This is a genomic window from Limnospira sp. PMC 1279.21, from assembly GCF_032349615.1.
In the GTDB taxonomy this organism is placed as follows: domain Bacteria; phylum Cyanobacteriota; class Cyanobacteriia; order Cyanobacteriales; family Microcoleaceae; genus Limnospira; species Limnospira fusiformis.
In genome coordinates this window covers 36,843-49,155 of sequence record NZ_JARPLU010000014.1, presented here as the reverse complement: position 1 = coordinate 49,155, position 12,313 = coordinate 36,843, and the positions used below count along the sequence as shown (strand labels likewise).

Below are 12,313 nucleotides of genomic sequence, written 5' to 3'. Positions count from 1 at the left end.
TGCTATCGTCGCATTGTCCGGGAACAACCGGAAAAATGTCGCGTAAATGTATCAGCAATAGCCCCGGCTAGTCCAACTGGGCGATGGAGTCTAACTGATCCTTGGGGTTGAGTAGAATAACCTGTTATAGGGTGTATGTAATACGCCCGTAGTGTAATGACTGTGAATAGGGAGCGATAGAGATCGAATGAGTGTTAAGGCAAGTGGTGGCAGCTCAGTTGCGCGTCCGCAACTTTACAAAACCGTCCCAGTTTCAACAATTTCTCAAGCCGAACAACAAGATCGCTACTTGGGGAAAACTGAACTTAGTGATTTAGCAACTTACTTTAGTTCTGGGGCAAAACGTCTGGAGATCGCCCAAGTTCTCACCCAAAACGCAGAATTAATCGTGTCTAGGGCAGCTAACCGGATTTTTACCGGAGGTTCCCCTTTGGCATTTTTGGAAAGACCCGAAGAACCAGAAATGGCTATGGCTGCGGCGGGTAGTGGGGATATGGAAGTCGCCGAAGGTATGAAGCTGGGAACAATTTCCTATGTTGACAACCGGGGTGGCGGCTTCTTTGATGGTATCAAGTCCCTGTTCAAAGATTCAGGCAGTGGCCCTGCGGTATTCCTGCCGCCGGGGTTCCGACCGATTAACGTCTCCCGCTACGGTCCGGGAAATATGACTAAATCCCTGCGGGATTTGAGCTGGTTCTTGCGTTATACCACTTACGCGATCGTGGCGGGTGATCCTAATATCATCGCCGTTAACGTGCGTGGTTTGCGGGAAATTATCGAAAATGCCTGTTCTAGTGCGGCGACTTTGGTGGCTTTGCAGGAAATGCGGCGATCGGCTCTGGGATATCTGCAAAATGACAAAGAAGGTCAGGAAATTGCCCTGCAATACTTCAATGTTCTGATTAGCGAATTTGAAGGCGCAACCCCTTCTAACAAAGTCCGTCAAGGTCAGAGTGTTGATCAGCAAGGCTTGGAACTGCCTCAGATTTACTTTAATGCGACGATCGCTCGTCAGAAGTTTGTGATGAAGCCGGGTCTGTCTTCCTCGGAAAAACAGGATGTGGTGAAAGCTGCTTATAGACAGGTGTTTGAGCGTGATATTACCCGCGCTTATAGCCAAGGGATTTCTGACCTGGAATCTAAGTTTAAAAATGGCGAAATCAGCACTAAAGAGTTTATCCGTCGTTTGGGTAAGTCTCCTCTGTATCGCCAGCAGTTCTACTCCCGCTTTGTCAACAGCCGGGTGGTGGAACTGGCGGCGCGTCACTTCTTGGGACGGGGTTTGAGTTCTCCCGAGGAGTTTAGCAAATATTTTGCGATCGTCACTAAAGGCGGTTTGGCGGCCCTGGTCGATGCTATGGTTGATTCGTCCGAGTATGCTGATTACTTTGGTGAAGAAACCGTCCCTTATCTGCGGGGTCTGGGTACAGAAGCGCAAGAGTGCCGCAACTGGGGCCCTCAAATTGACCTGTTTAACTACAGTGCGCCTTTCCGTACAGTTCCACAGTTTGTCACTTTGTTTGGTGACTATAAACAGCCTCTGCGGGATCAGCACGTCTATGGTATCGGTAACGATCCTTTAGAAATTCAGTTTGGGGCGATTTTCCCGAAAGAAACCCGCTCTCCCCAAAATCGTCCGGCTCCCTTTGGTAAGGATACTCGCCGGATTCTAATTCGCAATGGAGCCGGAATTGATAACCAATTGAGCAACCCTGGCGCTCGTGGGAATGCTCCCGGTTCTCTCGGTCCCAAAGTGTTTAAGCTCGATCAGCTTCCCGGTGGTTATGTTTCCAGTAAATTTAGCAACAAGGGTGGGAGCAATGGCGCTAGTGTCAAGTTCTCTGAGAGTTCAACTCAGAAGGTGATCCGAGCCGCTTATTTGCAGGTGTTTGGTCGGGAACTCTATTCTGGTCAGCGCCAAACCGTGGCTGAGATTAAGCTGGAAAATGGCGATATCACAGTTCGGGAGTTTATCCGCATTCTGGCGAAGTCTGATGTGTTCCGCAATATGTATTGGACTTCCCTTTATGTTTGTAAGGCGATCGAATACATTCACCGCCGTCTGTTGGGACGACCCACCTATGGACGACAGGAAATGAATTCCTACTTTGACCTTTGCTCTAAAAAAGGTTTCTATGCTCTGGTGGATGCCATTATTGATTCCGTCGAGTATAACGAAGCCTTTGGGGAAGATACTATTCCCTATGAGCGTTATCTGACTCCGGGTGGTCTGTCTCTGCGTTCTATGCGTGTGGGAACCCTGGCTGAGAAGATGACTATGGTTAAAGACGAACCTACTCCCAGGTTTGTGGAGTTGGGAACTCCTACTGACCAGATGAAAGGTGAACTGGAAATCGATAACCGCATTAACCAGGGAGTTAACAAGCGTCGCGAACAGTCTAAGGTGTTTAAACTAACCAATGTGACTGATAAGGTGGCGCTCCAAACTACAATTGGTGCTATCTATCGGCAGATTTTCGAGCGGGATATTGACCCCTATGTTACTAAGAAAGAGTTTACCGCTCTGGAAAGTAAACTTGGTAATGGCGAAATTACCGTTAAGGAGTTCGTCGAAGCCTTGGGAGCTTCTGCTTTGTATATCCGCGAGTTCTACACTCCCTATCCCAATACTAAGGTGATTGAGTTGGGAACTAAGCACTTCTTGGGTCGCGCTCCCCTTAATCAGGCGGAGATTCGCAAGTATAACCAAATCTTGGCTTCTCAGGGTCTGAAGGCGTTTATTGGCGCAATGGTGAACAGCATGGAGTATGCTCAGGTGTTTGGCGAGGATACTGTTCCTTATCGCCGTTTCCCCACGCTTCCTGCTGCTAATTTCCCCAATACAGAGCTGCTTTACAACCAGTTGACCAAACAAAATGATGAACTGGTCGTTCCTAGTTTTGAGCCGGTTTTGGCTAACGATCGCAGCTAGAGCTAATTTGAGCCTCTGTTAATTTTACCTAGGTTCCCCGTTCATACGAGAGCGGGGATTTTTTTTGTATCCCTAAAGATTTTTCGCCTGGCGAGACTCCCACCACATGGGAATCACAAACCAAGCCACCACCAATAACAGAGCAATGATCGCAAATTCACCCACCCAAGAGACTAATTGGGGTAAAGGGACAACCTGACCGACAAAATAGGCAAGGCTAACCATTACAGAAGCCCAGAGTATCGCCCCAGCACCATTACATAGAAAAAATTTCCAGTATTTCATCCCAGCAATTCCGGCTAGGGGGCCAGCAAAAATTCGCAGGAGGGCCACAAATCTACCTAAAAAAACGGCCTTAGCTGCATTTTGGCTGAATTGGTCTTTGACTTCAATTAGTTGTTCTTCCTTGATGCGGAATAACTTACCCAATAAACACAAAAACGGCCAACCACCCCAGCGCCCTACCCAGTAACCGCAGTTATCCCCTAGGATGGCACCTGCGATCGCACAACCGAGAACCCACCAATAGTTAAGTTCTCCACTCCCGGCTAGGAATCCCCCCACCAGTGTGATAGTTTCTCCCGGTAGAGGAACCCCGGCATTTTCTAGGGCGATACCGCCGAAAACCGCCCAATAGCCATATTCATGGGCGATCGCCTTAATTGTTTCCAGTGATACAACTTCAAAGGACATTCAATGGTGTCTTCATATTTTTTTCGCAATTCTTTACAATCGTATAATATTTTTAGCTATATTGCATTCGATAACCGCCATAGCTGTGGTGGTTAATCTCGGGGTAACTCTCCCCTGGGTGTGGCAGGGGCGATCGCCAACACACATTTTTTGTTACCTACGACAACATATTTACCACCCCGGTCAGATACCATGTAGTTGTCACCAGGGGAATCTTTCCTATAACTACCTCGTCTAAAGGCAAGTGTGGTAGGTTGACCAAAAATTTTGACAAAATTCATTACACATAGGAGAAATAGTCATGAGTGCTAACAAACCCTGGATCATTCGGCCTCAGAATAAATTAGATTCCCAAGGTTCAGAAGAACTGAAAAAACAGTTTTTGTCAATCACTTCTGAACCACCCATACTTTGGATCATAGATATGAGCCATGTAGAATTTATCGATAGTTCTGGTTTGGGGGCTTTAGTGGTGGCTCAAAAAACAGCTAAAAAATTGGGTTGTCGTTTAGTGGTTTGCCACCTAGGGGATGTAGCTAAAATGGTCTTGGAAATTACCCAACTAGATAGGGTGCTTGAAATTGTGGATAACATCGACCAAATTTCCGCCAATCCTCAAACTTTGCTTTCTGCATAAATCCCACTGCCTTTCTGGTAAAATCAATGTCGTCGCTTGAGGAGTTAACTATGGGGTGGATGCGGTACATAGCGATGGCATTAGTCAATACATTGGGCGTTGTGGTGGGGATTATCTTAGTACCCGCCCCTCATGCAGTGGCTCAACTAGCAGCGGAGACAGAGGAGCCAGTAGAATATAAGATCTGGGAATCGGAAACTCGCTTATCAGAATATGGCAGAACTTCCTCTAGCTTAGATCGCCTAGAAACAGTGCGGGAAAATCCCCAATCTGTCCCTCAATTATATGAATTACGCGATCGCCTACAAGCCCAACTTGACCAAGTATCTGGCCCCCCTGACCCCCTGGTAGTTCAGGAAGCCTGGCAATATGAACTACAACTCCAACAATATCATAGTTGGCGTAAAGCCCTACGGCAAACCGAAAGCCGCATTCGCAACGAAGAAAAAGCCAGCCAACACTGGAAACAAGCCGCCGAATTAGCACTCGAAGCCGTAGAAATCGGTCAATATCCTAACCCCACCGTTAAAGATTGGGAAATGGCACAACAGTTATGGATAGCGGCGATAGACTCCTTGCGACAAATTCCCGCAGATAGTTTGATTCAACCCCAGGCTATTGAGAAAATTGTTGAATACCAGGGCTATTTAGCCATTGTCACCTATCAACGAGCCTTGGCTAGTCAACCAGAAGCTGAACCGAGGGCTACTACCGGAGAAATTGCTCAGTTTTCCGTCGCTGAACCCAAGTTTCCCGGTTTTGCTCTCCATGCTGATGTTAATCGGGATGGCGTAATTGATGAGCGCGACAAAATGCGCCCTACTCAATGGTCATTATCTGCTGGACCTTTGATTCTGTTTAATAATGATGATGACGATCGCAGTGGTATTCCTGACTGGAGCGATCGCATTGTTAATGGCGAATATGACGAGGCAGATTTAGCCCAAATTCATTTTAAGATTTCCGAAGAATATCAAGACGCAGATATATATATTAGCGTTGATGAAGCCTCCCGCCGCCGGATTAATATGTTCCAAAAAACCCTGGGCGGCTGGAAATATATTGATTTGTCCGGTGCTTCTCCCCTGGAATTTAGCCCTACTATTATCCTGGGTGTTGAGGCTAAACAATTCGCTGATGGTCAATGGAGTGGCTTAGTCAATGTCAAAGCGATCGCCCGTAAAAATGATACAGAAATCGCCTCTGACCAAATCCAAATGGGTGTCGCACCTTGGATTATGTCTCCTAATACCGCCCCCGTTTCCCAGATACATATAAGCGATCGCGGTGTGAATCAAGACGTAGTAGAAGCCGTACAAGATGCGATCGCCCCCACCGGAACCCCCACCCGTATTACCCCAGGAGAAACAGTCTGGATGCGAGATAGCGCTGCTATTGGCTATGTACAATTCCCCAGTCCTGATGGTTTGCGTCAATACAATGTCGCTTTAAGTCCTCCCGGCGGTAGTGATTATGCCAGTTCTTTATTAGGGCGAAATTTTGGTTGGGCTGAAATCGGAGAACCCCGCGAACTTGACCCCAAAAATCAATGGTTAGATTTCTATGGCAACCTTAATGTTACCCCACCTCTTCCCGGCTATCCTATGGGGCGTATATACTACGGAAAAGCCGACGGCGAAACTATAAATCCCGATATTTTAGCCTTTTTAGAAGCCCAACAAGTTCAGTGGCCCCCCGTAGAAATTGACACATCTTGGTTAATTACTCGCCAAGTAGATGAACTAATTACATTTGTTCCCACAGCATCAGGTAAACCCTTAATGCTAGTCGTTAGTCCCCAAGAGGGCGTTAATTTATTGCGACAATTAGCCCAAACAGGTTATGAAGGGGCAGCAATTAATCGCAGTTTAAGCACCCAAACCACAGTGAGAGCCGCCCTGAATAATGAACTATTAATTCAGCATAATTTGAGGTTACATCGTGACAAAATCACCCCTTTAATTAATCAGTTAAAAGAGGAATTTAAACTTGATGATGAGCAAATTGTGGAAGTCCCAGCCATGTTTGGTTATACCGGATATGCTTGGTGGCCGAACCCGGTTAATTCTGTGTTTGTCAATGGCAAATTATTGGTGTCTGACCCGCGAGGGGCTTTGATTGATGGCCGAGATTACACCCAGGAAGACTTGCAGCGACGATTAGCGATCGCTGGTCTTGAGATCACATTTTTAGATGATAGTTATTACCAAAACCTCCGAGGTAGTCTCAACGCCGGTTTAAATACTACCAGAATCGGCGAAGAACAGGCCTTCTGGGAATCCTTCACACAACAGTTAGGACAATTTAGCCAACGCTAACAAATAGCTATGGCGATCGCCCAAATTTAGATAATGCTAATACAAACAAATGTCGATTTTGGCAAATCTCTTAAACCGTTTAGTAATGGCTACAGCGATTCCCACCCCATCAGATTGGTGGATTTTAGCCGCCACCTTTCTGGTTTATGGTGCGATCGCCCTTCCCCTTGGCTTCTCCATGAATTTTCTCAAATGGAACCCCATACATTTTCACCCCCTGCGACTCCTAGGCGCTATGATTTGGCTATTTATCACCCCCGCACTGCTTGAGGAAACCCTCTTTCGCGTGCTGTTAATACCTCCCCCCACAGAAGCTCTATCGCCCCTGATATGGCTATTTTGGGCGGCTTTCAGCCTCATTTTATTTGTCATTTCCCACCCCATTGCCGCTTTGACTTATAATCCAGCCGGAAATCCTACCTTTTGCCAAACCCCATTTTTAAGTTTAGCTACAATTTTGGGATTGGCTTGCACGATCGCCTATACTTTAACCGGGTCTTTGTTAATTCCAGTTTTGTTTCACTGGTTGGTAGTAGTGGTTTGGTTGTTTCTGTTAGATGGCGAACATAAATTATCTGCCAATTTACAGGCGAAATCAGATAATCTAACACCATCATCATAGTTGGCAAGCGCATTAATGGGAGTTCGATAGTGAAACTTGGAGATTGGATCGCCTTTTTCTTTTTAGTCATTTCCCTAATAATTTTATGGGAATTCCGACAGATTCTATTATTGTTATTTACTTCCGTCATCTTGGCGATCGCCCTTAACGGTTTAGTGCGTTGGCTACAACGATTTAGGCTGAGTCGCGGTAAAGCCGTCTTCCTAGCTATCAGCTTAGTCTCCTTTTTGGGCATTATGTTTTTTAGTCTAATTATGCCGCCCTTTTTAGACCAGTTTCAACAACTGCTCAACTTGGTTCCTAGAGGCTATGAAAGATTCACCCGTTGGATTGATTTAATTCTCCAACAACCTCCGATTTGGCTCCCAGAAATTAACTTGAGACTCCCCGGCTTTACCGAAATTGCTAGACAAGTGGGGCCCCTGGCTCAGAATATCCTCGGTAATTTCTTCGCCGTCTTTAACTTCTCCGTTAACACACTTCTACAGGGTCTATTAATCTTTGTTTTTACCCTAATGTTAGTCGCCAATCCCGCCTCATATAGACGGGTAGTGGTGCGCTTATTTCCCTCTTTTTATCGCCGCCGAGCCGATGAAATTTTGGGTCTGTGTGAAATTTCCCTGTTGCAGTGGATGCGCGGAATTGTCATTAATTCTGTGTTTATCGCTACTCTGAGTTATATCAGTTTAACCATATTAAATGTCGAATTTGTTCTCGCTCACGCCTTATTAGCCGGCGTGTTTAACCTAGTTCCGAATATCGGCCCTACCTTGAGTGTCGTATTTCCCGTTTCCGTCGCTCTTTTGGACTCCCCCGGTAAAGCCTTTTTAGTCTTGGTCGCATATATTATTATTCAGAACTTGGAGAGTTATTGGTTCAGTCCCATGATTATGCAGAGACAAATTTCTCTACTCCCAGCCGCTACCTTGATGGCACAATTGTTTTTTGCCAGATTTCTGGGATTTGGGGGTTTGGTTCTCGCCCTCCCTTTGGCTGTCGTCACCAAAACTTGGTTGGAACAAGCCGTATTAAAGGATATTTTTGATAACTGGACCTTGGGTCAACCTCTACTCGAAAGTTCTGATATTTCCGAATCTGAGCAGGTGTTAATAGCAGCAGACACCCCCCCAGAATTACCCGATAGTTCCCCTAATGATTCTACTCAGGAGCATGATAGCGACGATGGCGAAATTTGAGAAGTTAAAACCCGGCGATCGCTTGCGTGTCATTGCTCCCAGTGGCAGAATTAGGGAACTTAAATCTGTAGAAACAGGTTTAGATATTTGGCGCGAGCAAGCATATCAAATTAGCCTCACTTCTGGTTACGATCGCAGTTGGGGTTATTTAGCCGGAACTGATAGCGATCGCCGTCGTCAACTCTTAGATGCCATTGGCGATGACTACAGCCGAGGTATTCTCTGTGCTAGGGGGGGCTATGGCGCGACTAGACTCCTGGAAGGGTTATCTATTGCTGATATTCCCCCCTCCACTAACCCTAAGTTTTTAATCGGGTTTTCTGATATTACCGCCCTATTGTGGGCTTTGTCTGGACAGGAAAATATTTTAGCCATTCATGGTCCCGTTTTAACTACTTTAGCCCAAGAACCCGATTGGGCGATCGCTCGTTTATTTGACTATCTAGCAGGTAAACCCCTTCAACCCCTCCACGGAGACGGGTGGGGCGGCGGTAAAGTACGCGGTCGCCTATTTCCTGGGAATTTAACTGTCGCTACTTATCTATTAGGAACCCCCCATCAACCTGATTTAACTAATGCTATCCTCGCCTTTGAAGATGTCAATGAGGAACCCTACCGCCTAGATAGAATGTTGACCTACTGGCGCACTATCGGCGCGTTTCAGCCTGTCCTTGGTATCGCCTTGGGGCGCTTTAGTCAGTCCGGGTCTGACCTTAACTCCCCTGCGGATTTTTCCGTTGAACAAGTATTGCGCGATCGCCTTTTTGACCTGAATATCCCCATTGTTGCTAATCTTTCCTTTGGTCATGACGGCCCCAATCCTATTTTACCTGTCGGCTTAGAAGTAGAATTAGATGGCGATCGCGGTGTTTTGAGTTGGCCAACAAACCCCCCCTCATACTGATAGCTTGCCCCGCCGTTTCTTACCACATATTTAGTGATTAGTCAATCATCCTGTCAAAGATTTACAATTGACTATATTATGTAAAGATAAGCGATCGACTTTGTAAAAATATGGACAAGTTGACTGCGATCACGTTCCATTTTACAGCAGTTTGATCTATATATTACTTATGTAGTTAATATTTTTGATTACTACAAATATCCTTCTAACTAAAACCTATTCCCGCCCATGAAAACAACTTCTTTATTTGGGACAGCTTTATTAGCTACCACTGTAGCCATAGCTTCTTCCGCATTTTTACCCGCTGCCGCTTTTAATATTACCAAAACCGGAAGTCAAGCCGGAGATCCTAAACAAGACCTGTGGCAGGTGGGGGTTTCCACCAATGATATCGGATCAACCTTTCAGGTTGACTGGTTCCTGGATCGAAACTTTGATCCTTCCGGTGGCCTTAGTCAAGACTTGAGTGCATTTTCTACCTTTAAGGTTGATAGCTTTACCAGTGACTATCTGGACTTGACCATCAATATTAGCAACACCACAGCACTCACCCAAACATTTACCGAGGCTGGTATTGTTAGTTTTGGATTCGGTATTGACCCCAACGCCACCAGTGTTCAACTGCTACAAAGTGGCAATAACTTCACTGGCGCTCAAGTTAGGACCGGTCAACAAACTTTCCCTGGTGGCTTTAAACAAATTGACATCTGTATTTTCACCCAGGGTTGTAATGGTGGTTCCCAGAATAGTGCTTTAGCCGCTGGTGCATCTGATAGTCTACGATTAAGGATTGGAGGCGACTTTACTAGCGGGACTACTACCATTGGCGCGAACCTCCTTGATTTTCCGGTTAAATTCCAAACTACTGACGGTAGCTTTGAATTAGCTGGCGCAGCTAATGTCGAACAAGTCCCCGAACCTTTGACTATTTTGGGTACAGGTATGGCTTTGGGTTTTGGCAGTATGTTCAAGCGTGAATACGACAAGAAGAAAAATAAATCCAGCCTCAAAGCCTAAGCGCGTCTCTGTTGTCGCCATTAGTCATTTAGGCATTTTTGACTACAGAGACTAAGGCACATCAGTAATTTTACGGGTCATGCTTTACCAAACACCCTTTGATGTAAAGCTGAACCGTATTTTTATGTAATGTCTTCGTAAAATCAGCTTTTAGGGGTAGACAGTAGCTGTGGGCACTTGGTAGAATGCAGTTATAGCAAGTTATGAATATAGGACAAAGAGAGAGATGACTTTACTGAACCAAATTAAATTCGCTGCCGTCGCTGCATCTATTGCCAGTGTATCTGTTTTGACTAGCTCACCCGCTGAAGCTGTTACCTTTAATATTGGCGATCGCTTTACCGCCAATGCCCAATTTACATTAGTCGGAGATTCTTCCACATCTCTATTTTTTGACTTCCTCGACGTAAACGGCCAAGCTGGTGGGCCTGGGAACTTCGGCATTGATAACTGGACTGCTGTGGGTTCTTTTGTGGACTACACCACAAATGGCGCACCTGACTCAAGATTTACTATTCAAAACGTTGACTTTGGTAGCGCCACTCAAGTAGCCAACTTCTTGACCTTTAATGATGGTCCTGGCGGTTTGTCTGAGTGGTCTATGGATTTGACATCCATCAATGTCGCCAGCGCTACTGTTAGTAATAATATGCGGTTTGTGGATATTTATGCCACCGCCCTATTTAGAGGTGATAATGTGGCACAAGGTGGCGGCGGCTACCAAGGCTCGATCCGAATTGACCGCGAATTCAATACCGCACAATTTGATTTTGAGGTTACTTCTGTTCCAGAACCCATGGGCGTTATTGGCGCTGGAGTTGCTTTCGGAATGATGGCTGGCTTACTGAAACGTCAACCCTCCAAAAAGGAAAGCTAAGGTTGTCAATAGCTTGTTAAGGTTTTGTAGCACATAACATATAGTGAACCTGCCTATCTGAAACATCAACCCTGGGGGCGGGTTTGCTTTTGGTTTGGGGTCGTCCCTGATTTCACGGATGGTGCTTCACAAAACCCCCCCCATATATAAAGGTTGACCCTAATTTTTTGTAATGTGTTGATAAAATGCACGAATTATGCTATACATCAGCCCGGAGAGTTGCCATACTGAAAACATAATTCTTTTAGGAAAATAGGGTTGACAGAAGATGAAACTACAACATCAGGTCCAATGTGCCACAGTTTCTCTATCCATTGCTAGTTTATCATTCCTAGCTGCTGCACCCGCCCAAGCCTTGACTTTTTCCCCTGGCGATCGCTTTACCGCCAACTCCATTTTTACCGTAATTGGTGATAATAGCACCTCCCTAAATTTCGACTTCCTAGATCATGCTGGTAATGCCGGAGGTACTACTGGTAATTTTGGTATCCATAACCATACAGCTACTGGGGTTTTTGTTGACTATAACACTAGTTCAGGAATTGACTCTCGTTATATCATTAGAGATACAGACTTCGGGAACACCAATCAAGTGATTGATTTCTTGCGCTTTGATGACGGTCTGGGCGGTTTGTCTGAATGGTCTATGGATTTAAGATCAATTAGCATTGTTAGTGACTCTCTCTTCGGTAGTATGAGGTTTGTTAATATCGCCGCTGAAGCACTATTTAAAAGCGATAATCAACTTAAAGGGATAGGTGGTTTTCAAGGCTTAATTAGAATTGACCAAACCAACAACATTGCACAATTTGATTTTGAGACTACTGCGGTTCCAGAACCTTTCACTATTTTGGGAACTGGTTTAGCCTTCGGTATCGCTGGCTTACTCAAACGTGAATACGACAAAAAGAAAAGCTAAGTAATTAATAATTAATAATTAATAATTAATAATTATTTGCCGAGTGGGCGGGTTTTTTCATCTTCTGGTCCGAGATTTAATTGACCGTGGGTGAGGTGAGGGCGGGTTTTTTCATCTTCTGGTCCGAGATTTAATTGACCGTGGGTGAGGTGAGGGCGGGTTTTTTCATCTTCTGGTCCGAGATTTAATTGACCGTGG

At 45.5% G+C, this 12,313-nt stretch carries 10 protein-coding genes; 9 read left to right on the top strand and 1 reads right to left on the bottom strand.

Annotation, left to right across the window (positions count from 1 at the left end; genetic code table 11):
* Positions 1 to 187 precede the first annotated feature (187 nt).
* Positions 188 to 2,932 carry a phycobilisome rod-core linker polypeptide gene (locus P5683_RS04040; protein ID WP_006622367.1) on the top strand — a complete coding sequence of 915 codons (2,745 nt, stop codon included), beginning with the start codon at positions 188 to 190 and terminating at the stop codon, positions 2,930 to 2,932.
* Positions 2,933 to 3,004: 72 nt separating this feature from the next.
* Here P5683_RS04040 and P5683_RS04035 read toward each other — a convergent pair whose 3' ends face one another.
* On the bottom strand, positions 3,005 to 3,625 hold the full coding sequence (locus tag P5683_RS04035; protein WP_006622369.1) for a DedA family protein: 621 nt from the start codon (positions 3,623 to 3,625) through the stop codon (positions 3,005 to 3,007).
* Between the two features lie 301 nt (positions 3,626 to 3,926).
* Between P5683_RS04035 and P5683_RS04030 the strand changes: the two genes are divergently transcribed.
* The 8 genes from P5683_RS04030 (at position 3,927) to P5683_RS03995 (ending at position 12,115) form a co-directional block, all read left to right on the top strand.
* A complete protein-coding gene (locus P5683_RS04030; RefSeq protein WP_006622372.1) occupies positions 3,927 to 4,262 on the top strand; it encodes an STAS domain-containing protein in 336 nt (111 codons plus the stop codon).
* A 74-nt stretch (positions 4,263 to 4,336) separates the two neighbouring features.
* A complete protein-coding gene (locus P5683_RS04025) occupies positions 4,337 to 6,580 on the top strand; it encodes a protein-arginine deiminase family protein (protein WP_315660581.1) in 2,244 nt (747 codons plus the stop codon).
* Between the two features lie 49 nt (positions 6,581 to 6,629).
* Positions 6,630 to 7,202, top strand: coding sequence for a type II CAAX prenyl endopeptidase Rce1 family protein (locus P5683_RS04020; protein WP_193520589.1), 573 nt, complete (start codon positions 6,630 to 6,632; stop codon positions 7,200 to 7,202).
* 29 nt (positions 7,203 to 7,231) lie between these two features.
* Entirely contained in the window at positions 7,232 to 8,398 is a 1,167-nt protein-coding gene (locus P5683_RS04015) for an AI-2E family transporter (protein ID WP_315644832.1), read from the top strand.
* Entirely contained in the window at positions 8,385 to 9,302 is a 918-nt protein-coding gene (locus tag P5683_RS04010; RefSeq protein WP_006622377.1) for an LD-carboxypeptidase, read from the top strand. Before P5683_RS04015 ends, P5683_RS04010 begins: the two co-directional genes overlap by 14 nt.
* A gap of 228 nt (positions 9,303 to 9,530) precedes the next feature.
* Positions 9,531 to 10,319 (top strand): cistern family PEP-CTERM protein, encoded by a 789-nt coding sequence (locus tag P5683_RS04005; RefSeq protein ID WP_187757973.1) that lies wholly within the window; start codon positions 9,531 to 9,533, stop codon positions 10,317 to 10,319.
* A 226-nt stretch (positions 10,320 to 10,545) separates the two neighbouring features.
* Positions 10,546 to 11,196, top strand: coding sequence for a hypothetical protein (locus tag P5683_RS04000; protein WP_046319074.1), 651 nt, complete (start codon positions 10,546 to 10,548; stop codon positions 11,194 to 11,196).
* Positions 11,197 to 11,464: 268 nt separating this feature from the next.
* A complete protein-coding gene (locus P5683_RS03995) occupies positions 11,465 to 12,115 on the top strand; it encodes a PEP-CTERM sorting domain-containing protein (RefSeq protein ID WP_315639153.1) in 651 nt (216 codons plus the stop codon).
* Positions 12,116 to 12,313: the final 198 nt, after the last annotated feature.

What these genes read in the sequence shown, in the direction of transcription:
- P5683_RS04040 (WP_006622367.1), top strand. Translation starts at nt 188, where the DNA reads ATGAGTGTTAAGGCAAGTGGTGGCAGCTCAGTTGCGCGTCCGCAACTT.
- P5683_RS04035 (WP_006622369.1), bottom strand. Translation starts at nt 3,625, where the DNA reads ATGTCCTTTGAAGTTGTATCACTGGAAACAATTAAGGCGATCGCCCAT.
- P5683_RS04030 (WP_006622372.1), top strand. Translation starts at nt 3,927, where the DNA reads ATGAGTGCTAACAAACCCTGGATCATTCGGCCTCAGAATAAATTAGAT.
- P5683_RS04025 (WP_315660581.1), top strand. Translation starts at nt 4,337, where the DNA reads ATGGCATTAGTCAATACATTGGGCGTTGTGGTGGGGATTATCTTAGTA.
- P5683_RS04020 (WP_193520589.1), top strand. Translation starts at nt 6,630, where the DNA reads ATGTCGATTTTGGCAAATCTCTTAAACCGTTTAGTAATGGCTACAGCG.
- P5683_RS04010 (WP_006622377.1), top strand. Translation starts at nt 8,385, where the DNA reads ATGGCGAAATTTGAGAAGTTAAAACCCGGCGATCGCTTGCGTGTCATT.
- P5683_RS04005 (WP_187757973.1), top strand. Translation starts at nt 9,531, where the DNA reads ATGAAAACAACTTCTTTATTTGGGACAGCTTTATTAGCTACCACTGTA.
- P5683_RS04000 (WP_046319074.1), top strand. Translation starts at nt 10,546, where the DNA reads ATGACTTTACTGAACCAAATTAAATTCGCTGCCGTCGCTGCATCTATT.
- P5683_RS03995 (WP_315639153.1), top strand. Translation starts at nt 11,465, where the DNA reads ATGAAACTACAACATCAGGTCCAATGTGCCACAGTTTCTCTATCCATT.